This is a genomic window from Streptomyces sp. SCPE 10 (assembly GCF_051980735.1).
Classification (GTDB): Bacteria; Actinomycetota; Actinomycetes; order Streptomycetales; family Streptomycetaceae; genus Streptomyces; species Streptomyces misionensis.
On sequence record NZ_CP197069.1, the window covers coordinates 2,199,635 to 2,221,029 of the forward strand.

A 21,395-nucleotide genomic window follows, 5' to 3' on the forward strand; every position below is an offset into this window, starting at 1 on the left:
ACCCGAAAGGAAGCGGCCCCGGACGGATGTCCGGGGCCGCTTCCTCAGCGCTGCCGACGCCTATGGCGTACTACTCACCGTTGCCGGCGCTCAGTTGTCGTCCTCGTCGATCAGGAAACCGCGCATCGGCGAGGGCGCCTGGCCCATCGGGGACGGGCCCTGCGGGCGGACCGGAGCCATCGGCTGGGTCATGGCGGGCGTCATCTGCTGCTGACCGCCGTAGGACGGGCCGGACGACTGCGCGGGCGAGCCGCCCATCGTCTGGTTGCCGCCGTAGGACGGGGCGCTCGCGCCGGCCGGGGCCATGGAAGGCGCCGGGGACGGCGGCAGGGACGCGGCGGCCGGGGTACGCGGCGGGGCCAGCGAGTCGTCGGCCTGGGTCTCCAGCTGACGCAGCTGCGACTCCAGGTACGACTTCAGGCGCGTGCGGTACTCGCGTTCGAAGCCGCGCAGGTCCTCGACCTTGCGCTCCAGCGTGGCGCGGGCGGACTCCAGGGAGCCCATCGCGACACGGTGCTTCTCCTGCGCGTCCCGCTCCAGCGCGTCGGCCTTGGCGCGGGCGTCACGCTCCAGACCCTCGGCGCGGCTGCGGGCCTCGCCGACGATCTTGTTGGCCTCGGAGCGGGCCTCGGCGATCGCCTGGTCGGCGGTCTGCTGGGCCAGCGAGAGGACACGCGCGGCGCTGTCGCCACCGGGACCCTGACCGGGACCGCCCATGGGACCACCCATGGGGCCGCCCATCGGACCGCCCATGGGGCCGCCCATCTGCTGCTGCATGGGCGGCTGACCGCCCATCGGGCCCTGACCCATAGGACCCTGGCCCATCGGGCCGGGGCCCTGCGGACCACCCTGACCGCCGGGGCCGGCGGGCAGCTGCGGAGCACCGCTGGGCAGCTGGGGCGGGCCTCCCATGGGGCCGCCCATCTGCTGCTGCGGCGGGCCCGATATCCCGGCGGGCACCGGCGCGCCGGGACCTCGCATGCCCTGCTGCTGTTGCTGCTGCTGTTCCTGCTGCTCCGGAGGCTTGCGGGCGTTCTGCTGATTCTGCGCGGCGGCACGCGTGGCGGCGGCCAGCTTCGCGCGCAGGTCCTCGTTCTCCCGGAGCAGACGGGTCAGTTCGGCTTCGACCTCGTCGAGGAAGGCATCGACCTCGTCCTCGTCATAGCCTTCTCGGAGGCGGACGGTCGTGAACTGCTTGTTCCGCACGTCCTCGGGGGTCAACGGCATCTCTTCACCTCAACGTAGTCATCGGCAGTCGGCAAGACCGGGTCGTCCACACGCTCATCTCACGAAGTTCTGCACGATGGCGATGAGAATGTAGACGATGATCATCAGTACGAAGAAGGACAGGTCGAGCGCCACGCCCCCGAGACGCAGCGGCGGAATGAACCGCCGCAGAAGCTTCAGCGGTGGATCGGTGACAGTGTAGGTGGCCTCCAGTACGACCACCATCGCCTTGCCGGGTTGCCATGAGCGGGCGAACTGGAAGACGTAGTCCATGACCAGCCGGAAGATGAGGATGACGAGAAACACCATCAGCGCGATGTAGATCACCTGCGCGAACACGCTCATGGCCTGCGCTTCCCTCTCCCCTGTTCCGTGCTCTTCCGTGCTTCGGTCCGGTCTGCGTCTCAGCTCTGGTTGAAGAACCCGCCCTCTGCGATGCGGGCCTTGTCCTCCGCCGTGACATCGACGTTAGCAGGAGACAACAGGAACACCTTCTGCGTCACCCGCTCGATACTGCCGTGAAGACCAAACACCAATCCGGCCGCAAAGTCGACAAGTCGCTTCGCGTCTGTGTCGTCCATCTCAGTCAGATTCATGATCACCGGAGTGCCTTCACGGAAGTGTTCCCCGATGGTACGGGCCTCGTTGTAGGTCCGTGGGTGCAATGTGGTGATCCGGTAAGGCTCTCGTTCCGACACGACCTTGGGCATGATCACCGGCGCGTTCTTCTCCAGGGACTGACGTTCTTGTGTGATGGACGCCACGGGCGCGATACGCGCCGGGCGCCCCGATTCCGCGGGTAGCGAAGCCGATTGGGAGACCGGTTCGCGCGGCGCCGGAGGCTGCACCACTCGCACCGATTCATCCCTTTGGGGTTGATGTACCCCGTGCGACTGGTGTGACACCTCGTGTCGACGGTGGTCCCGCTCGGGCTCCGGGTCCAACTCGGGCTCGAAATCGTCATCGGGGTCGAATCCGCGGCCGTCGTACCCATCGTCCTCCACGAGGCCGAGGTAGACCGCCATCTTGCGCATCGCGCCGGCCATGCTCTGAGTCCTCCGCTCTGTGGTGGATCGGCTGACGACTGCCAAGTGCCCGCGATCCACGCGGTCGTTGTGTCCGTTTCGCGAACACTGACCATATTTTCTGCTGTGGTCCGACTTCCTGGCGACGTTACCCGAGCCGGGGACGGACACCGAGTACCGCAGTGCCGACGCGCACATGTGTCGCCCCGGCCGCCACGGCCTGTTCAAGGTCCGCACTCATCCCTGCCGACACCATGGTTGCAGCCGGATGGGCTCGGCGCAGGTCGGTCGACAAATCCATGAGGCGCTCGAACGCCGCCTGTTCGCGCCCCGCGTACTCCCCGGTGAGCGGGGCGACGGTCATCAGTCCGTCGAGCCGCAGTCCCGGCGATCGGGCGACGAGGTCGGCCAACTCTTCGATTCCTTCGGGGGCGACGCCTCCCCGCTCGCCCCGCCCGCTCGCGCCCGCGTCGAGCGCCACCTGGATCAGGCAGCCCACTTCGCGCCCGGCGCGCACCGCCTCCTTGGAGAGTGTGGTGACGAGCCGGTCGCGGTCGATCGACTGCACGACATCGGCGTAACCGACCACGGAACGCACCTTGTTGGTCTGCAACTGACCGACGAAGTGCCATTTCAGCGGCAGATCCGCACATTCCGCGGCCTTCGGCGCGGCGTCCTGGTCGCGGTTCTCGGCGACGTGGCGCACCCCGAGTTCCGCCAGGATCCGCACGTCGCTCGCCGGGTAGGTCTTGGTGACCACGATCAGGGTCACCTCGTCGCGGGCGCGCCCCGCCGCCGCGCAGGCGCGGGCGATGCGCTCCTCCACTGTCGCCAGGTTCCCGGCGAGTTCGGTCCTACGGTCCGTCATTCCCCATCAGTCCAGCCAGACATAGCCCGCGAGCCGCCCGGTGGTGCGGTCGCGGCGGTATGAGAAGTGGTCGCCCGACTCCAGCGTGCACACCGGCGAATGCGCCCGGTCGCACACCCCGAGCCGGTCGAGCTGCGCGTGCACCCCGGCGCTCACGTCGACCGCCGGGGTGCCCCAGCTGGTCTCGGCGTACGCCGTCGGCTCCACGGCCGCCACCTCGGCGCGCATCTCCTCCGGCACCTCGTAGCACCGGCCGCAGACGGCCGGTCCGGTGCGGGCGACGATCCGCTCGGGCGCGGCGCCGAGTTCGATCATGGCCCGTACGGCGGCGGGGACGACCCCCTTGACCATGCCGGGCCGGCCCGCGTGCGCCGCGGCGGCGACCCCGGCGACGGGGTCGGCGAGGAGCACCGGCACGCAGTCGGCGGTGAGGACGGCGAGGGCGAGCCCGCGCCGGGCGGTGACGAGGGCGTCGACCTCCGGCACCGGGTTCCCGCTCCCCCAGGGCTCGTCCACCACGGCCACCTCGGCGCCGTGCACCTGGTTCATCCACACCACGCGGGCGGGGTCCAGGCCGAGCGACGTGGCGGCGAGTTCGCGGTTGGCCCGTACGGACTCGGGCGTGTCGCCGACCGCGCCGCCGAGATTCAGCTCCTCATACGGAGCGGCGCTCACCCCGCCCCACCGGTCGGTGAAGGCGAAGTGCGCGCCGCTCACGCTCTCGCGCTGTCCTATCACTTCAGGAAGTCCGGGACGTCCAGTTCCTCGGCCGCGCTGTCCGAGTAGGCGGGGCGCGGCACCGGCGGCACCGGCGGGGCGACCGGGATGTCGGCGACCGGCTCGGGGGCCGGCTCCGGCTCCTCCTTGGGCTTGACGCTGCCGAGGGAGCCGAAGGACGGACGGCTCTCCGGCTGCCGTGCGGGGGCCGGCTCCTCGCGGCGGGCCGGGGCCGAACCGGAGGTCTGGCCAAGGGCGTTGTCCCGGCGGGCCGGCGGCTGGCCGCCGTCGAAGCCGGCCGCGATCACGGTGACCCGGACCTCGTCGCCGAGGGCGTCGTCGATGACCGCGCCGAAGATGATGTTGGCCTCGGGGTGGGCGGCCTCGCTGACCAGCTGGGCGGCCTCGTTGATCTCGAAGAGACCGAGGTCGGAGCCGCCGGAGATGGACAGCAGCACGCCCCGGGCGCCGTCGATGGACGCCTCCAGGAGCGGCGAGGAGATCGCCATCTCGGCCGCGGCCACCGCGCGGTCGTCGCCGCGGGCCGAGCCGATGCCCATGAGGGCCGAACCGGCCTCGGACATGACCGACTTCACATCGGCGAAGTCCAGGTTGATCAGGCCGGGGGTGGTGATGAGGTCGGTGATGCCCTGGACACCGGAGAGCAGGACCTGGTCCGCGGACTTGAAGGCGTCCAGGACCGAGACCTGGCGGTCCGAGATGGACAGCAGCCGGTCGTTCGGGATGACGATGAGGGTGTCGACCTCTTCGCGCAGTTCCGCGATGCCGTCCTCGGCCTGGTTCGCGCGGCGCCGTCCCTCGAAGGTGAACGGGCGCGTGACCACGCCGATGGTGAGGGCGCCCAGGGAGCGCGCGATGTTGGCCACGACGGGCGCGCCGCCGGTGCCGGTGCCGCCGCCTTCACCGGCCGTCACGAAGACCATGTCGGCCCCCTTGAGGACCTCCTCGATCTCCTCACGGTGGTCCTCGGCGGCCTTGCGGCCGACGGCCGGGTTGGCGCCGGCGCCGAGTCCGCGGGTGAGTTCCCGGCCGACGTCCAGCTTGACGTCGGCGTCGCTCATCAACAGCGCCTGCGCGTCGGTGTTGATGGCGATGAACTCGACACCCTTGAGACCGACCTCGATCATCCGGTTGATGGCATTGACACCACCGCCGCCGACACCGATGACCTTGATGACTGCGAGGTAGTTCTGCGGTGCTGCCACGTCGAAGGCCTCTCGCCTCGAATTACGTCGTCGCCGCCGGGCGGTGCCCCGCGCCGGGACGACAGATGCCGAATGGGACGGTCCGTAGCGCCGACCCGAACCCTAAGCCTGAAGTTTAGGGTTACCAGTGTGTCTGTTCCCTGGAGTCTTCTGAACAGGACACTAAGTCGACAAGTGGCGCCCGTTCAACGAACACGCCGAACCTCCCGTTTTTCTTTTCACCCTATGTGATCAGGCATAGCGGTGCCCAACCAGGGTGCTGGCCTGCACTGATGCGCGTCAACTCCCCGATGACGCAGGGGCGGTGGGGACGCTGACGTCGAAGTGCCGTGCGCCGGAAGCTGCTTTCATGAGTGCGGTGAGGCTCCGTGCCTTGGCACGGCCGTTCTCGGCGCTGCCCCAGGCGACGGTGCGGCCGTCCGCCAACTCCAGTTCGACGTCGTCGTAGGAGCGGACCAGGACGGTCCGGGTGAGACTTCCCACGGGGCGCGGCAGATCGCCGGCGATCCGGACCGCCTCCCGCGTCAGCCGGCCGGTGCCGAAGCGGCGCAGGCTCGCCGCGGACGGACCCGTTCCGGACGCGGAGATCCGCAGCAGCGGAACTCCCTTGAGCGGCTGGGGGACCGTGGCGAACCGGACGCCCTCGCGGTCGACCTCGACGAAGCCCCGGCCCGTGCGGATCAGCAGGACCGGAGTGCGCTCGGCCACCTTCAGCTCGATGCCGTGCGGCCAGGACCGCGTCACCTCGACGGTGTCGATTCTGGGCAGTTCACGGCGCAGCCGGGCCGCGATGCCGCCGGTGTCCACCGAGACCATCGGCGCCCCGACCGGAACGGCCGCGGCCGCGCGCACCTCGGCGGGGGTCAGGACCCGGGTGCCGGAGACCGGAACCCGGGTGACCCGCAGCCAGGAGGAGCCGTACAACACCCATACGGAACCGGCTCCTACGAGCACCACGGCCACGGCCAGGATGACGATCGTACGAAGGCGTAGTCGTCCGAGCCTGCGGGCGAGCGGCGGGCCGGACGACTCCTGCTGGCGTTCCCCGCGCTGACGGGTCGTCGGTCCGGCCACGCTCACTGCCCTTTCGTCATACGGTCCTAACGGCGCGAGGCGATGGCCTCGTACACCATGCCGACGAGCAGGTCGTCGGCATCCCGGCGGCCGAACTCGCTTGCGGAGCGGGACATCTCGTAGAGGCGGTGCGGATCCGCGAGTACGGGGAGCACGTTCTGCTGTACCCACTCCGGCGTCAGTTCCGCGTCGTCCACGAGGAGTCCGCCGCCCGCCTTGACCACCGGCTGGGCGTTCAGCCGCTGTTCGCCGTTGCCGATGGGCAGCGGGACGTAGGCGGCCGGGAGCCCGACGGCGGAGAGTTCGGCGACGGTCATCGCGCCCGCGCGGCAGAGCATCATGTCGGCCGCGGCGTACGCGAGGTCCATCCGGTCCAGGTAACTTACCGGGATGTAGGGGGGCATCCCCGGCATCTGCTGCACACGCGGCAGTTCGTTCTTCGGGCCGACCGCGTGCAGGATCTGGATGCCGGCCTGCTGGAGCCACGGAGCGACCGCCTGCGTCACCTCGTTGAGCCGGCGGGCGCCCTGCGAGCCGCCGGAGACCAGCAGCGTGGGCAGGTTGGGGTCGAGGCCGAAGCGGTGCCGGGCCTCGGGGCGGACGGCGGCGCGGTCCAGCGTGGCGATGGAGCGGCGCAGCGGGATGCCGATGTACCGGGCGCCCCGCAGCTTGCTGTCCGGCGTGGAGACGGCGACCTGGGCCGCGTACCGGGAGCCGATCTTGTTGGCCAGGCCCGGGCGCGCGTTGGCCTCGTGGATCACGATCGGCACGCCGAGCCGCTTGGCGGCCAGGTAGCCGGGCAGGGCGACGTAGCCGCCGAAGCCGACGACCGCGTCCGCCTTGGTGCGCTCCAGGATCTGCTCGGCGGCCTTGATGGTGCCGCGCAGCCGGCCCGGGACGGTGATCAGTTCGGGGGTGGGCTTGCGCGGCAGCGGCACCGCCGGGATCAGCGCCAGCTCGTAGCCGCGCTCCGGTACGAGCCGGGTCTCCAGGCCGCGCTCCGTGCCCAGGGCCGTGATCCCCACGGTCGGGTCCTGCCTGCGCAGGGCGTCCGCGAGGGCGAGCGCGGGCTCGATGTGGCCGGCGGTCCCTCCACCGGCGAGTACGACATGCACCGAAATTCACCGCTCTCCGGACGAACGCGCCGCCGAGGCACGCCGTCGCATCGTGTTCCATCTCCGAGGCCCCCGCTCCGCACCGGAGCCTCCCGCCCGCTTTCTACCAAAGCGAGGTTGCCGCCTCGCAAGTGCCGTCCGCGCGGCGGGCTCGTCACGCGCGAAGGCGATCAGCAGCCCGACGGCGAACATGGTCGGCAGCAGGGCGGACCCTCCGTAGGAGAACAGCGGGAGCGGGACGCCGGCGATCGGCAGCAGGCCGAGCACCGCCCCGATGTTGATCACCGCCTGAGCGACGATCCAGGTGGTCACGCCTCCCGCGGCGTACCTCACGAAGGGGTCCTTCGTGCGTCCGGCCACGCGGATACCCGCATAGCCTAGAGCCGCGAACAGGGCGAGCACCGACAGCGTCCCCGCCAGACCCAGTTCCTCACCGGTGACCGCGAAGATGAAGTCGGTGTGCGCTTCCGGGAGTTGACCCCATTTTTCCACACTCGCGCCGAGGCCGGAGCCGAAGAGTCCGCCGGAGGCGAGCGCGTAGATGCCGTGCACGGCCTGCCAGCAGTCGGCGCCCTGGGCCCGCGGCGTGGTGGCGCCGATGCAGGCGAGGCGGGCCATCCGGTTGGGGCTGGTCTCGATGAGGATCACCCCGATCACCGCCGCGACCGACAGCACGCCCGCGAACAGCCGGGTCGGGGCGCCCGCGAGCCACAGCAGTCCGAACAGGATCGCTGTGAGAATGATCGCGGTTCCCATGTCGCCGCCGAGCATGATCAGTCCGAGCAGCAGGAAGGCGACCGGCACCAGCGGCACCAGCATGTGCTTCCACTGGGTCAGCAGTCTCCGCTCCTGCTTGCGGGCGATCAGGTCCGCGCCCCACAGCACCAGGGCGAGCTTGCCGAACTCGCTGGGCTGGATCTGGAAGGAGCCGCCCAGGGAGATCCAGTTCTGGTTGCCGTTGACCGACATGCCGATCCCGGGCACCTGCACCAGGGCCATCAGGAAGACGGCGGCGGCGAGGATCGGATAGGCCAGCGCGCGGTGCAGCTTCACCGGCATCCGGGAGGCCGCCAGCAGCAGCACCCCGCCGATCACCGCGGCCAGCAGCTGCTTGCGGAAGAAGTAGGAGCCCGGCAGCGCCATCTGGAGCGCGGTGACCTGGGAGGCCGAGTAGACCATCACCAGACCCAGCACCGTGATCAGCGTGCTGCCGCCGGCGATCAGGTAATAGGCGGTCAGCGGCCGGTCCCAGGCCCGCCGCGCGCGGGTGACGGCCCGCTGCACGGGGTTGTCGCCCGCGGACCGGGACACGGCGGGACGCCGGGACGCCCGCTGCACGGGGGGCTTTCCGGTACGGCTACTGGGCATCGGCGCCTCCACTGAACGTCGGCCGCCCCACGCGTCCCTCCCAGGATCCGCCCGGCGGGCGGGCCGGGGTCAGGCGCGGAGTTCGCGGACCGCGGCCGCGAACGCGTCACCGCGCTGGTTGTAGTTGGTGAACATGTCCATGGAGGCGCAGGCCGGAGCGAGGAGCACCGTGTCGCCGGCGACCGCGAGCCGCCGGGCCTCCGTCACCGCCTGGAGCATCGCCCCAGTGTCGGTCCGGTCGAGGTCGACGACGGGTACTTCCGGCGCGTGTCGCGCGAGGGCCTCGCGGATCAGGGCCCGGTCGGCGCCGATCAGCACGACCGCGCGCAGCCGCCCGGCCGCGGTGGCGACCAGCTCGTCGAAGGTCGCGCCCTTGGCCAGCCCGCCCGCGATCCACACGATGGAGTCGTAGGCCGCCAACGAGGCGGCCGCGGCATGGGTGTTGGTGGCCTTGGAGTCGTCCACGTAGGCCACGCCGTCGATGTCGGCGACGTGCTCGATGCGGTGGGCGTCCGGCCGGAAGGAGCGCAGTCCGTCCCGTACGGCCGTGGCGGGCACCCCGAAGGCGCGCGCGAGGGCCGCCGCCGCGAGGGCGTTGGCGATGTTGTGCGGGGCCGGCGGGCGGACGTCGGAGACCTCGGCCAGCTCCTGCGCGTTCTTCTGCCGGTTCTCGACGAAGGCGCGGTCGACCAGGATGCCTTCCACGACGCCGAGTTGGGAGGGGCCCGGGGTGCCCAGGGTGAACCCGACGGCCCGGCAGCCCTCTTCGACGTCGGCCTCGCGCACCAGGTCCTCGGTGGCCTTGTCGGCCACGTTGTAGACGCAGGCGACCTTGTTGCCCTCGTAGATGCGGCCCTTGTCGGCGGCGTAGGCCTCCATGGAGCCGTGCCAGTCGAGGTGGTCGGGCGCGAGGTTGAGGACGGCGGCGGAGTGGGCGCGCAGCGAGGGCGCCCAGTGCAGCTGGTAGCTGGACAGCTCCACGGCGAGGACGTCGTACTCCTCCTCGCCGAGGACGGCGTCCAGCAGGGAGACGCCGATGTTGCCGACGGCCGCCGTGCGCAGGCCCGCCGCCTTCAGGATGGCGGCGAGCATCTGCACGGTGGTGGTCTTGCCGTTGGTGCCGGTGACGGCCAGCCAGGGGGCCGCGTCGGGCCCGCGCAGCCGCCAGGCCAGCTCCACGTCGCCCCAGACCGGGACGCCCGCCTCGGCCGCCGCCAGGAACAGCGGCTTGTCGGGCTTCCAGCCGGGGGCGGTGACGATCAGCTCGGTGCCCTCCGGGAGGGTCGCCCCGTCGCCCAGGCGCACGGTGATGCCGAGCGCCTCCAGGCCGGCGGCCTGCTCGCGGGCGCGGTCGTCGTCGCCGTCGTTGACGACGGTGACGAGCGCGCCGCGCGCGTGCAGTGCTTTCGCCGCCGGGACGCCGGAGACGCCGAGTCCCGCGACGGTGACGTGCTTGCCCTGGAAGTCGAAGGGCGCCGAGCCGGTGGTCACTTTTCCGCTGCCCATCCCGCGTAGAAGAGGCCGAGTCCGACGATCACGCAGATGCCCTGGATGATCCAGAAGCGGACCACGACCAGGACCTCGGACCAGCCCTTGAGTTCGAAGTGGTGCTGGAGTGGTGCCATCCGGAAGACGCGCCTGCCGGTGAGCCGGAAGGAGCCGACCTGGATGACGACCGACATGGTGATGAGGACGAACAGGCCGCCCATGATGGCCACCAGCAGCTCCGTGCGGGAGAGGATGGCCAGACCGGTGAGGACACCGCCGAGGGCGAGCGAGCCGGTGTCGCCCATGAAGATCTTCGCCGGCGAGGTGTTCCACCACAGGAAGCCGAGGCAGGCGCCCATCAGCGCGGACGCGACCACGGCGAGGTCGAGCGGATCGCGCACCTCGTAGCAGGCGGCCGGGTTGGTCAGGGTCGTCGCGTTGGCGCAGGACTCCTGGTACTGCCAGACGCCGATGAAGGTGTAGGCGCCGAAGACGAGGACGGAGGCGCCGGTGGCGAGGCCGTCCAGACCGTCGGTGAGGTTCACGCCGTTCGACATCGCGAGGATCATGAACAGCGCCCAGATCACGAACAGCACCGGGCCGATGGACCAGCCGAAGTCCGTGATGAACGACAGCTTGGTGGAGGCCGGCGTGTTGCCGCGGGCGTCGGGGAACATCAGTGCCAGCACGGCGAAGGCGATGCCGACGATCAGCTGGCCCGCCATCTTCGCCTTGGCCCGCAGGCCCAGCGAACGCCGCTTGACGATCTTGATGTAGTCGTCCAGGAAGCCGACCAGGCCCATGCCGACCATCAGGCCGAGCACCAGCAGACCGGAGAACGTCGGCGGCTTGCCGGTGATCACCTTGGACAGGAAGTACGCGGCGACCGTCGCCAGGATGAAGGCGATACCACCCATGGTCGGCGTACCGCGCTTGCTGGCGTGCTCGCGCGGGCCGTCGTCACGGATGTACTGGCCGTAGCCCTTGCGGGCCAGCAGCTTGATCAGCAACGGGGTGCCGACCAGGGTGAGGAAGAGGCCAATGACTCCCGAGAACAGGATCTGGTTCATCATCGGGTGGCAACCTCACCCTCGGCACCGGTCTCGAGCAGCGCCGCGGCGACGCCTTCGAGCCCGACCGACCGTGACGCCTTCACGAGGACGACGTCCCCCGGGCGCAACTCGCTGCGCAACAGGTCGATCGCCGCCTGTGCGTCGGACACGTGCACCGACTCCTCACCCCACGAACCCTCGTTATATGCGCCCAGTTGCAGCCAGGAGGCCTCAATCCCCCCGACGGCGACGAGCTTGCTGACGTTGAGCCGGACGGCGAGCCGTCCGACGGCGTCGTGCTCGGCGAGCGCCTCGTCCCCCAGCTCGGCCATCTTGCCGAGCACGGCCCACGTGCGCCGTCCCTTGCCCATGGCCACGAGCGCCCGAAGGGCGGCCCGCATGGACTCGGGGTTGGCGTTGTAGGCGTCGTTGACGATGGTCACGCCGTCCGGGCGCTCGGTGACCTCCATGCGCCAGCGGGAGAGGGAGCCCGCCCCGGAGAGCGCGGTGGCGATCTCTTCCGCGGACATGCCCAGCTCATGGGCGACGGCGGCCGCGGCGAGCGCGTTCGACACGTGATGCTCACCGTACAGGCGCATCGTCACATCAGCTGCACCGGAGGGTGTGTGAAGCCTGAAGGAAGGCTGTCCGGTGTCCGTGAGTCGTACATTCTCGGCGCGTACGTCCGCTTCGGCCGACTCTCCGAAAAGGACCACCTTCGCCTTGGTACGTGGTGCCATGGCCCGCACCAGCGGGTCGTCGGCGTTGAGGATCGCGGCGCCGTCCTCCGGCAGCCCCTCGATGATCTCGCCCTTGGCCTGCGCGATCTGCTCGCGCCCGCCGAACTCGCCGATGTGCGCGCTGCCGACGTTGAGGACGACGCCGATCCTCGGCGGGGTGAGGCCGGTGAGGTAGCGGATGTGGCCGATGCCGCGGGCGCCCATCTCCAGGACCAGGAAACGGGTTTCCTCGGTCGCGGTCAGGGCGGTCAGCGGCAGCCCGATCTCGTTGTTGAACGAGCCCGGCGTGAACACCGTCGGCGCCTTGGTGCTCAGCACCTGGGCGATGAGGTCCTTGGTGCTGGTCTTGCCCGCCGAGCCGGTCAGGGCGACGAGGGTGGCGCCGAGCCGGGCCACGACGTGCCGGGCGAGGGCACCGAGGGCGCTCTGCACGTCCTCGACCACGATCGCGGGCACACCGACCGGACGCGACGCCAGTACGGCGACCGCGCCCGCCTCGACGACCTGCGGTGCGAAGTCGTGGCCGTCCACGCGCTCGCCGACGAAGGCGGCGAACAGGCTGCCGGGCACCACCTCCCGGGAGTCCCGGACGACCGGTCCGGTGACCTGCACGGACGGATCCGGTATGTCGTGCGTCTGCCCGCCGACGACAGCTGCGATCTCGGCGAGGGAGAGGGCGATCACAAGTTCATCCCTGAGTCTTCTGGATAGCTTCGCGAAGCACCTGGCGGTCGTCGAAGGGACGGACCACGCCGGCGATGTCCTGGCCCTGCTCGTGGCCCTTGCCCGCGACCAGCACGGTGTCGCCGGCCTGGGCGCGGCCCACGGCGGCGGCGATGGCGGCGGCCCGCTCCTCGAAGAGGAGCACCTCGCCGCGCTCGTGCGCGGGCACGGAGGCCGCGCCCTGGAGCATGGTCGCGAGGATCGCGAGCGGGTCCTCGGAGCGGGGGTTGTCGGAGGTGAGTACGGCCGTGTCGGCGAGCCGGGCCGCGGCGGCGCCCATCGGGGCGCGCTTGGTCTGGTCGCGGTCGCCGCCGCAGCCCAGGACGATGTGCAGCCGGCCCTTGGTGACCTTGCGCAGCGCCTTGAGCACCGACTCGACCGCGTCGGTCTTGTGGGCGTAGTCCACGACCGCGAGGTAGGGCTGCCCGGCGTCCACGCGCTCCAGGCGGCCGGGGACGCCCGGGACGGCGGCGATGCCGTCGGCGGCGGTCTGCGGGTCCAGGCCGGCCGCGGCCAGGGCGACGATGGCGGCGAGGGTGTTCGCCACGTTGAAGGGGCCGGCCAGCGGCGACTTGGCCTGCACCCGCTCGCCGCGCGGTCCGCGGACGGTGAACGCCGAGTCCAGCGGGCCGACCTCGACGTGCTCGGCGCGCCAGTCGGCGTCCGGGTGGCCCTCGGCGGAGTAGGTGATGACGGGGACGGTGGCCTCGGCGGCGAGCCGGCGGCCCCACTCGTCGTCCACGTTGACGACGCCGAGTTTGCTGCGTTTCGGCGTGAACAGCTGCGCCTTGGCCCGGAAGTAGTCCTCCATGTCGGAGTGGAACTCCATGTGTTCCGGGCTGAGGTTGGTGAAGACCGCGATGTCGAAGACACAGCCGTCGACCCGGCCGAGGACCAGGGCGTGGCTGGAGACCTCCATCGCGACGGCCTCGACGCCGCGTTCGCGCATGACGGCGAACAGGGCCTGGAGGTCGGTGGCTTCGGGGGTGGTCCGCTCGGACTTGATCCGCTCGTCGCCGATGCGCATCTCGACGGTGCCGATCAGCCCGGTGGACTTCGCGGTCCGCAGGCCGCCCTCGACCAGGTACGCGGTGGTGGTCTTGCCGGAGGTGCCGGTGATGCCGATCTGGAGCAGCCCGCGGCCGGGGTGGCCGTAGATGGTGGCCGCCAGTTCGCCCATCCTGGCCCGCGGGTCGGGCACCACCAGGACCGGCAGCCCGGTCGCGGCGGCGCGCTCGGCACCGGTCGGGTCGGTGAGCACGGCGGCCGCGCCGAGGCCGGCGGCCTGGGTGACGAAGTCGGCGCCGTGCAGGCGGGCGCCCGGGAGGGCGGCGTACAGGTCGCCGGGGCGGACGGCGCGCGAGTCGTGGGTGATCCCGGTGATCTCGGCGGCGGCGTCCGGGGCCGCGGCACCCAGCTGATCGGCCAGCTCCGCGAGGGGTGCGGCGGAGACGTGGACCGGTCGCGGCGGTCCCGGATATGTCACGGAAGCGCCCTTCTGGGTGGTTTGGGACTGATCAGCGTGTGGCACGGCGGTGAGCGTACCGGGCGCACCACCTTCGGAGCGAAGCGAGGGCTCGGGGCCGTTCTGGTTCCCGGGTCCGGGGGTGATCGTTGTCACTGGCTGGTTCCTGGTGTTCGGTGCCGATCAGGGCTTGTAGTCGACGGGCAGGTTGGCGGGCGGCGCTCCGGTGGGCGGGACCTGGAGCGTCTTCAGGGCGAACTCCATGACCTGCTTGTAGATCGGTCCGCAGATCTGGCCGCCGAAGTAGCCTCCCGAGGTGGCGTTCTGGATGGCGCAGTAGACCGTGATGCGGGGCTTGTCCGCGGGGGCGAAGCCGGCGAACGACGAGGTGTAGCCGCGGTACCTGCCGGTGGCCGGATCCACGCGGTTGGCGGTGCCGGTCTTGCCGGCCACGTTGTAGCCGGGGATGCGGGCCGAGATGCCGGTGCCCTGTTCGTCGTCCACCACGGACTCCAGCATCTCGGCGACCGACTTCGCGGTCTTCGCGCTGACGACCCTTGTCTCCTTCGGCTTCGGCGCGGGTGTGAACCGTCCGTCGGCCCCCTTGGTGCCGCGGATCAGGGTCGGCTCGATCCGTACGCCGTCGTTGGCGATGGTCGAGTACACGGAGGCGGCCTGCACGGCGTTGATGGAGAAGCCCTGGCCGAAAGGGATCGTGTACTGCTGCGAGGTGGACCACTTCTGCGGCGGCGCGAGGATGCCGGGGGTCTCGCCGGGGAAGTGCAGTCCGGTGTAGCTGCCGATGCCGAACTTGCGCAGGTAGGAGTAGAGCACCTTGTTGGCCTCCGGCTGGGTCTTGCCGAGCTGGCCGGTGGCGAGGATGGTGCCGATGTTGCTGGACTTGGCGAGCACGCCGTTGAGCGTGAGGTTCCAGGTGGCGTGGTCGACGTCGTCCTGGAAGAGCCGGTCGCCGCGGTGCAGCCGGTTGGGCACGACGACATGGGTGAGCGGGGTCGCCGCGTTCTCCTGGAGGACGGCCGCCATGGACATCACCTTGGCGGTGGAGCCGGGTTCGTAGGCGTCCTGGAGGGCCGCGTTGCCGAGGGCGTCGGGGTCGGCCTTGGACAGGTCGTTGGGGTCGAAGCCGGGCGAGTTGGCCAGGGCCAGGATCTGCCCGGTGCGGGTGTCCTGGACGACGACGTAGCCGCGGTCGGCCTTGGACTTCTTCACCTGCTCGGTGATCGCGTTCTGGGCCGCCCACTGGATGTCGCGGTCGATGGTCAGCTCGACGTCGGAGCCCGGCACCGCGGGGGTCTCGGCGGAGCCCGCGGTGGGCACCTCGCGGCCGCCCGACTGGGCGTAGCGGATCTTGCCGTTCTTCCCGGAGAGCTGCTTGTCCAGCATCCGCTCGATGCCGCCGCCGCCCTGGCCGGCGGCGTTGACCCAGCCCAGTATCCCGGCGGCGAGGTCGCCGTTGGGGTACACGCGCTGGCTGCTGGGGTCCGCGAAGACGCCGGCCAGCACGTTGACGGTGCCCGGCTTCTGCGCGAGCGCCGACTTCAGGTCCTTGATCTGCTTCCAGACCTGGGGGGTCTGCCGGGTGGCGAGGCGGGCGTAGCGGGAGTTCCTGTCGGCGGGCCGCAGCTTCTTCACCAAGGCGGCCTGGTCCTGGCCGAGGATCGGCGCGAGCAGGGCCGCGGCGCGCTCGGGACCGTCGGTGATCTTCAGCTGTCCGGGCGCGAACATCGTCGGGTCGGCCGTGATGTCGTAGGCGTCCTCGCTGACGGCGAGGGAGACGCCGTTGCGGTCGGTGATGCCGCCGCGCTCGGCGGTCAGCGTGTGGACGACATACCGGTTCTGCTCGGCCATGGCGGTGTACGTGCCGGCCTGCACGGCCTGCACCTGGAGCAGCCGCACCACGAAGGTGAGCAGCACCAGGCCGAGCGCGAGGCCGACCAGGCGCAGCCGGGGCCGGGGGCTGCCGAGCCGGAGTGGGCGCTGGGCGGGCACCCGGCCCGCGCCGGGCCGCCGGACCGGTCGGGCGCCGGGCCCGGGCTGCCGCTGCGCGGCGCCGCGCGGCCGCGGCGGCTTCGCGGGCGCGGGCACGCGGCGCCGCGGCGGTTCCCTGTCGGACACTTCCGTCACCTGCCGGGGGTCGTCGGAGTGGGAGCGGACCGGGGGGTGCCGAGCTGGGGGTCGGCGCCGTCCCGCGGGGCGGGGTCCTGGGCGCGGACCGGGTCCCCCGGCCGGGCCGGGGTGGCGGGCAGGCCGGGCGGCGGGGTCAGGGCGAGGGACTCCGGCGCGGGCGGGCCGGTGAGGGCGGCCGACTCGGGGGCGGCGGCGCCGGGGACGCCCTTGACCGTGCCGTCGGGGCCGAGGAAGGCCGGGTCGCCGCCGGGGACCATGCCGAGTTCACGGGCCCGGCGCTGGAGGGCGTCGGGGGACGAGTAGGCGTCGATGTCCCGTTGCAGGGCCTGTTCCTCGTCGGTGAGGTTCTTGGTCCGTTTCTGGAGGTCGGCCAGTTTGAAGGAGCCCTCGCTCAGCGCGGAGTTCAGCACCAGCAGCCCGATGAGGCCGCCGCCGAGGAGCAGCACGACGAGGAGCACGAACGGGGTGCGGGCCGCACGGGCCCGGCCGGCCGGGAAGAGCCGGGCGAGCCGGGCGGCCCTCCCCCTCAGTTCGGGTTTCCTAGGCACCGCTCCCCCAGTGGGTCCGGGAAACCAACGCACCCGTCTGGCTCACTCGGCGTCCTCCCTGATGCGCTCGGCGCCCCGCAGCCTGGCGGGGGCGGCCCGGCGGTTCTCGGCGATCTCTTCCTCGGTGGGAAGTTCGGCACCACGGGTGAGCAGCTTGAGCCGCGGCTGGTAGCGCTCGGGCACCACCGGCAGTCCGGGCGGCGCGGTGTTCGCCGCTCCGGCCGCGAAGACCTGCTTGACCAGTCGGTCCTCCAGCGAGTGGTACGACAGCACGGCGATCCGCCCGCCGACCGCGAGGGCCTTCACGGCGGCCGGGATCGCCCGTTCCAGGACGGACAGCTCGCCGTTGACCTCGATGCGCAGCGCCTGGAAGGTGCGCTTGGCCGGGTTGCCGCCGGTGCGCTTGGCGGCCTGCGGCAGCGCGTCGCGGATCAGCTCCACGAGCCGGGCGCTGTTGCCGAACGGCTCCTTCTCGCGCTCGCGCACGATCGCCGAGACGATCCGCTTGGCCTGCTTCTCCTCGCCGTAGGCGCGCAGGATGCGCACCAGTTCGCCGGCCGGGTAGGTGTTGAGGACCTCGGCGGCGCTGATGCCGGTCGTCTGGTCCATGCGCATGTCGAGCGGCGCGTCCTGGGCGTAGGCGAAGCCGCGGTCGGCCTCGTCCAGCTGCATGGAGGAGACGCCGAGGTCGAACAGCACGCCCTGGACGCGCGGGACGCCGAGGCGGCCGAGGACGTCGGGCAGCTCGTCGTAGACCGCGTGCACCAGGGTGGCCCGCTCACCGAAGGGCGCGAGGCGCTCGCCGGACAGCCGCAGCGCCTCCTTGTCCCGGTCGAGGCCGATCAGCCGGGCCTCGGGGAACCGGGCCAGCAGCGCCTCGCTGTGGCCGCCGAGGCCCAGGGTGCAGTCGACGACCACCGCTCCCGGGTGCTCCAGGGCGGGTGCCAGCAGGTCCAGGCACCGCTGGAGCATCACCGGGACGTGTCGACTCTCGCTCAAGGGGGCCTCTCATTCCGGCGAGGCGCCGTGCGCACCGCGGGCCCCCGCCGGCTCGTGAAGGGGGAGGCGGCCGGCGCCGGAAGCGTCTGCCGACCGGGAGCGGAGGAGGCCGAGCCGTACGTACGCGCCGCGCACGCGGGGAGACGGTCCGGGCGGGTGCCGGGTCTCCGGGGTTGTCACCAGCGGGGAGAGCCACGTCTCCCGCTTCGCGTCACTTTAGTCCACGGTGTCTCGCGGTCAATCAACCGGCCTGCGCGTCGCGCAGCGACTCGCGGCGGGCGCCGTCTTTCGAGCGGATTCACCCGTCCGGGCCACGTTTGCCGCCCCTATGGGGTAGCTCACAACAAGCCGCGATGACGTTCTTTGTCCGCTCTCGCAGCGGGGCACGCCGGGGGTGACCAGTAACGTCATGAGTATGACGACTTCCGCAGCAGCTTCCACTGGGTCCGAAGGCGCCATAACCGGTGACGGCACCGTGACGGACCGGCTGGTCGACTCCAACCGGCGCTACGCCGCCGAGTTCACCGACCCCGGCATGGACGCCCGTCCGGTCCTCAAGGTCGCGGTCGTGGCGTGCATGGACGCCCGCCTCGACCTGCACGCCGCGCTCGGCCTCCAGCTGGGCGACTGCCACACCATCCGCAACGCGGGCGGCGTGGTCACCGACGACGTGATCCGCTCGCTGACCGTCAGCCAGCGGGCGCTGGGCACCCGCAGCGTCGTCCTCATCCACCACACCGGCTGCGGCATGGAGACCATCACCGAGGACTTCCGGCACGACCTGGAGATGGAGGTCGGCCAGCGCCCGGCGTGGGCGGTGGAGGCCTTCCGCGACGTCGACCAGGACGTGCGGCAGTCGATGCGGCGGGTGCGCACCTCGCCGTTCCTGCTGCACACCGACGACGTGCGCGGCTTCGTCTTCGACGTGCGCACCGGTCTGCTGCGCGAGATCGACCCGGCCTGACGGCGGCCCCGGCCGGCCCGGCCGCGTTCCGTACCGACATCGCTCGAAAACGTGGGCGAAAACCCCGTACGACCGACATCGTGCGGGCAGTTGTCCACAGGCGAGTGACACGAATCGGTAACGGCGGCAAGAATGCGGGGTGAGGCATCACGCGGAACATTCCCGCGTGGTGTCCCGTGTTCCGGGCGGGCCGGCCACGCGACGTGCGGGCCGGCCCTGGCAGAACGGGCCGAGGAGGGCCGGGTGACGACCTATGACGATCGTGCGAACCTCAGTGAGCTGAGCGCCACGGTGGAGCGGGTGCGCGGTTCGGTGGAGGGCGTGATCGAGGGCAAGCCCGAGGTCGTACGGCTCGCCCTGACCGTGCTGCTCGCCGAGGGGCATCTGCTCATCGAGGACGTGCCGGGCGTGGGCAAGACGATGCTCGCCAAGGCGCTGGCGCGGTCCATCGACTGCTCGGTGCGGCGCATCCAGTTCACGCCCGACCTGCTGCCCTCGGACATCACCGGCGTCTCCATCTGGGACCAGCAGCGCCGGGACTTCGAGTTCAAGCCCGGCGCGGTCTTCGCCCAGATCGTGATCGGCGACGAGATCAACCGCGCCTCGCCCAAGACGCAGTCGGCGCTGCTCGAATCCATGGAGGAGCGCCAGGTCACCATCGACGGGCAGACCTACGAACTGCCCAGCCCGTTCATGGTGGTGGCCACGCAGAACCCGGTCGAGATGGAGGGCACCTACCCGCTGCCCGAGGCCCAGCGCGACCGTTTCATGGCCCGCGTCTCCGTCGGCTACCCGAGCGTGGACGCCGAGCTGCGCATGCTGGACGTGCACGGCGGCATCAGCCCCCTGGAGGACCTCCAGCCGGTGGCGCACGCGCACGAGATCGTGAAGCTGATCGAGGCGGTGCGCGGGGTGCACGTCGCCGAGCCGGTGCGCCGGTACGCGGTGGAGCTGGTCGCCGCCACCCGCGCCCACCCCGACCTCAGACTCGGCGCCTCGCCGCGCGCCACGCTGCACCTGCTGCGCGCCGCGAAGGCGTCCGCCGCCCTGGCGGGCCGGGAGTACGCGCTGCCCGACGACGTCCGCGAACTCGCGGTGGCCGTCCTCGCGCACCGGCTGCTGCCCACCGCCCAGGCCCAGCTCAACCGCCGCGGCGCGGAGCAGGTGGTGCAGGAGATCCTCCAGCGCACCCCGGTGCCCACGGCCCCGGCCCGGCGCGGCGGCCTCGACGGCGTCCCGGCCTATCCCCAGCAGCCCCCGCGGGGCCTGTGATGAGCGCCGGGGGGACGGAGCGGGCGGCGGCCGAGCAGGGGGAGCCGGGCGGGATCCGCACCGCGCTGGCCGGTCTGACCACCCGCGGCCGCTCCTTCCTCGCGGCCGGTGTCGCCGCCGCGGTGTGCGCCTACGTGCTCGGTCAGAGCGATCTGCTGCGGGTCGGGCTGCTGCTGGCCGTGCTGCCGCTGATCTGCGCGGCCGTGCTGTACCGCACCCGCTACCGGGTCTCCGGGACCCGGCGGCTCTCCCCCGCGCGCGTCCCGGCCGGCGGCGAGGCCCGGGTCCTGCTGCGCATGGACAACGTCTCCCGGCTGCCCACCGGGCTGCTGATGCTCCAGGACCGGGTGCCCTACGTGCTCGGGCCGCGGCCCCGGTTCGTGCTGGACCGGGTGGAGCCGGGCGGCCGCCGCGAGGTGTCCTACCGGGTCCGCTCGGACCTGCGCGGCCGCTATCCGCTGGGCCCGCTCCAGCTGCGGCTCACCGATCCCTTCGGAATGTGCGAACTCACCCGTTCCTTCTCGGCGTTCCACACCCTCACCGTCATCCCGCGGGTGACCCCGCTGGACCCGGCCCGGTTCGGCGGCGAGGCCAGGGGCTACGGCGAGGGCCGGCAGCGTGCGCTCGCGCTCGCGGGCGAGGACGACGTGATCCCGCGCGGCTACCGCTACGGCGACGACCTGCGCCGGGTGCACTGGCGGTCCACCGCGCGCTACGGCGAGCTGATGGTGCGCCGCGAGGAGCAGCCCCGCCGGGCCCGCTGCACCGTGCTGCTGGACACCCGGGGCGGCGCCTACGAGGGGGCGGGCCCCGACTCTGCCTTCGAGTGGGCCGTCGCCGGCGCCGCCTCGGTGCTGGTGCACCTGCTCGAACGCGGTTTCAGCGTGCGGCTGCTGACGGACACCGGCAGCGTGGTGCCCGGCGAGAGCGCCGACGGCTTCTCGGGCGGCGGCCAGGAGTCGGCGGCCGCGGCGGGGCTGATGCTGGACACCCTCGCGGTGATCGACCACTCCGACGGCGAGGACCTGTCCCGGGCCTGTGACGCGCTGCGCGACGGCGGCGAGGGCCTGCTGATCGCCTTCCTCGGCGACCTGGACGAGGAACAGGCCGGTACGGTCGCCCAGATGAACCGGCGCGGCGGCGGAGCGGTCGCCTTCGTCCTCGATCCGGACACCTGGACCCGCGAGCCCGCCGCGGCACCGCCCCCGGACGGCCCGCACACCGCGCGGCTGAGACTGCTGCGCGAGGCGGGCTGGACGGCCCTGGACGTCCCGCGCGGCGCCCCGCTGGACGAGCTGTGGCACCGGGCGGACCGGGAACGCGCGGGCCTGGCGGCCATGACGGGGGAGGCACGCGGATGAGCGGGCGGACAGGAG

At 71.7% G+C, this 21,395-nt stretch carries 19 protein-coding genes; 3 read left to right on the forward strand and 16 right to left on the reverse strand.

Annotated features, from left to right (window positions below):
- Positions 1-90: 90 nt before the first annotated feature.
- From ACSP97_RS10350 to rsmH, 16 genes are all read right to left on the reverse strand, one after another.
- Complete coding sequence (locus tag ACSP97_RS10350; protein WP_177330024.1) at positions 91-1,227, reverse strand: DivIVA domain-containing protein; 1,137 nt, start codon at positions 1,225-1,227, stop codon at positions 91-93.
- Between the two features lie 54 nt (positions 1,228-1,281).
- Complete coding sequence (locus tag ACSP97_RS10355) at positions 1,282-1,572, reverse strand: YggT family protein (protein WP_070028580.1); 291 nt, start codon at positions 1,570-1,572, stop codon at positions 1,282-1,284.
- A gap of 59 nt (positions 1,573-1,631) precedes the next feature.
- Entirely contained in the window at positions 1,632-2,273 is a 642-nt protein-coding gene (locus ACSP97_RS10360; RefSeq protein WP_070028581.1) for a cell division protein SepF, read from the reverse strand.
- 127 nt (positions 2,274-2,400) lie between these two features.
- The gene (locus ACSP97_RS10365; RefSeq protein WP_358273424.1) at positions 2,401-3,120 is read right to left on the reverse strand and encodes a YggS family pyridoxal phosphate-dependent enzyme; all 720 of its coding nucleotides are present in this window, start codon (positions 3,118-3,120) and stop codon (positions 2,401-2,403) included.
- A 6-nt stretch (positions 3,121-3,126) separates the two neighbouring features.
- Positions 3,127-3,858, reverse strand: coding sequence for a peptidoglycan editing factor PgeF (gene pgeF, locus ACSP97_RS10370; RefSeq protein WP_355143837.1), 732 nt, complete (start codon positions 3,856-3,858; stop codon positions 3,127-3,129).
- Positions 3,855-5,063 (reverse strand): cell division protein FtsZ, encoded by a 1,209-nt coding sequence (ftsZ, locus tag ACSP97_RS10375; RefSeq protein WP_070028584.1) that lies wholly within the window; start codon positions 5,061-5,063, stop codon positions 3,855-3,857. The genes pgeF and ftsZ overlap by 4 nt, the downstream gene beginning before the upstream one ends.
- Before the next feature lie 279 nt (positions 5,064-5,342).
- Positions 5,343-6,137: a cell division protein FtsQ/DivIB gene (locus ACSP97_RS10380; RefSeq protein ID WP_440557235.1), complete on the reverse strand. Its 795-nt coding sequence runs from the start codon at positions 6,135-6,137 to the stop codon at positions 5,343-5,345.
- A 26-nt stretch (positions 6,138-6,163) separates the two neighbouring features.
- On the reverse strand, positions 6,164-7,252 hold the full coding sequence (gene murG, locus ACSP97_RS10385; RefSeq protein ID WP_070028585.1) for an undecaprenyldiphospho-muramoylpentapeptide beta-N-acetylglucosaminyltransferase: 1,089 nt from the start codon (positions 7,250-7,252) through the stop codon (positions 6,164-6,166).
- A 6-nt stretch (positions 7,253-7,258) separates the two neighbouring features.
- Complete coding sequence (gene ftsW, locus ACSP97_RS10390; RefSeq protein WP_355531299.1) at positions 7,259-8,620, reverse strand: putative lipid II flippase FtsW; 1,362 nt, start codon at positions 8,618-8,620, stop codon at positions 7,259-7,261.
- Positions 8,621-8,689: 69 nt separating this feature from the next.
- A complete protein-coding gene (murD, locus tag ACSP97_RS10395; protein ID WP_070028587.1) occupies positions 8,690-10,126 on the reverse strand; it encodes a UDP-N-acetylmuramoyl-L-alanine--D-glutamate ligase in 1,437 nt (478 codons plus the stop codon).
- Positions 10,108-11,181 (reverse strand): phospho-N-acetylmuramoyl-pentapeptide-transferase, encoded by a 1,074-nt coding sequence (gene mraY / locus ACSP97_RS10400; protein WP_355143845.1) that lies wholly within the window; start codon positions 11,179-11,181, stop codon positions 10,108-10,110. Before mraY ends, murD begins: the two co-directional genes overlap by 19 nt.
- Entirely contained in the window at positions 11,178-12,584 is a 1,407-nt protein-coding gene (locus ACSP97_RS10405; RefSeq protein ID WP_382012623.1) for a UDP-N-acetylmuramoyl-tripeptide--D-alanyl-D-alanine ligase, read from the reverse strand. Before ACSP97_RS10405 ends, mraY begins: the two co-directional genes overlap by 4 nt.
- A gap of 4 nt (positions 12,585-12,588) precedes the next feature.
- Positions 12,589-14,109 carry a UDP-N-acetylmuramoyl-L-alanyl-D-glutamate--2,6-diaminopimelate ligase gene (locus ACSP97_RS10410; RefSeq protein WP_355143849.1) on the reverse strand — a complete coding sequence of 507 codons (1,521 nt, stop codon included), beginning with the start codon at positions 14,107-14,109 and terminating at the stop codon, positions 12,589-12,591.
- A 162-nt stretch (positions 14,110-14,271) separates the two neighbouring features.
- Positions 14,272-16,224, reverse strand: coding sequence for a peptidoglycan D,D-transpeptidase FtsI family protein (locus ACSP97_RS10415; RefSeq protein ID WP_355323446.1), 1,953 nt, complete (start codon positions 16,222-16,224; stop codon positions 14,272-14,274).
- A gap of 5 nt (positions 16,225-16,229) precedes the next feature.
- The gene (locus tag ACSP97_RS10420; RefSeq protein ID WP_440557239.1) at positions 16,230-16,784 is read right to left on the reverse strand and encodes a septum formation initiator family protein; all 555 of its coding nucleotides are present in this window, start codon (positions 16,782-16,784) and stop codon (positions 16,230-16,232) included.
- Positions 16,785-16,826: 42 nt separating this feature from the next.
- Complete coding sequence (rsmH, locus tag ACSP97_RS10425; protein ID WP_355323449.1) at positions 16,827-17,783, reverse strand: 16S rRNA (cytosine(1402)-N(4))-methyltransferase RsmH; 957 nt, start codon at positions 17,781-17,783, stop codon at positions 16,827-16,829.
- Between the two features lie 415 nt (positions 17,784-18,198).
- Here rsmH and ACSP97_RS10430 point away from each other — a divergent pair, with 415 nt between their 5' ends.
- The 3 genes from ACSP97_RS10430 to ACSP97_RS10440 all read left to right on the forward strand — a co-directional run bounded on the left by ACSP97_RS10430 (position 18,199) and on the right by ACSP97_RS10440 (position 21,380).
- Entirely contained in the window at positions 18,199-18,747 is a 549-nt protein-coding gene (locus ACSP97_RS10430) for a beta-class carbonic anhydrase (protein WP_355143857.1), read from the forward strand.
- A gap of 243 nt (positions 18,748-18,990) precedes the next feature.
- Positions 18,991-20,019: an AAA family ATPase gene (locus ACSP97_RS10435; RefSeq protein ID WP_388288287.1), complete on the forward strand. Its 1,029-nt coding sequence runs from the start codon at positions 18,991-18,993 to the stop codon at positions 20,017-20,019.
- Entirely contained in the window at positions 20,019-21,380 is a 1,362-nt protein-coding gene (locus ACSP97_RS10440; protein WP_440557241.1) for a DUF58 domain-containing protein, read from the forward strand. Before ACSP97_RS10435 ends, ACSP97_RS10440 begins: the two co-directional genes overlap by 1 nt.
- Positions 21,381-21,395 lie beyond the last annotated feature (15 nt).

Excerpts from the sequence above, each read along its gene's own strand:
- mraY (WP_355143845.1), bottom strand. The coding sequence starts at position 11,181 with ATGATGAACCAGATCCTGTTCTCGGGAGTCATTGGCCTCTTCCTCACC.
- ACSP97_RS10355 (WP_070028580.1), bottom strand. The coding sequence starts at position 1,572 with ATGAGCGTGTTCGCGCAGGTGATCTACATCGCGCTGATGGTGTTTCTC.
- ACSP97_RS10430 (WP_355143857.1), top strand. The coding sequence starts at position 18,199 with ATGACGACTTCCGCAGCAGCTTCCACTGGGTCCGAAGGCGCCATAACC.
- ACSP97_RS10440 (WP_440557241.1), top strand. The coding sequence starts at position 20,019 with ATGAGCGCCGGGGGGACGGAGCGGGCGGCGGCCGAGCAGGGGGAGCCG.
- ACSP97_RS10360 (WP_070028581.1), bottom strand. The coding sequence starts at position 2,273 with ATGGCCGGCGCGATGCGCAAGATGGCGGTCTACCTCGGCCTCGTGGAG.
- murD (WP_070028587.1), bottom strand. The coding sequence starts at position 10,126 with ATGGGCAGCGGAAAAGTGACCACCGGCTCGGCGCCCTTCGACTTCCAG.
- ACSP97_RS10365 (WP_358273424.1), bottom strand. The coding sequence starts at position 3,120 with ATGACGGACCGTAGGACCGAACTCGCCGGGAACCTGGCGACAGTGGAG.
- ftsW (WP_355531299.1), bottom strand. The coding sequence starts at position 8,620 with ATGCCCAGTAGCCGTACCGGAAAGCCCCCCGTGCAGCGGGCGTCCCGG.
- ACSP97_RS10350 (WP_177330024.1), bottom strand. The coding sequence starts at position 1,227 with ATGCCGTTGACCCCCGAGGACGTGCGGAACAAGCAGTTCACGACCGTC.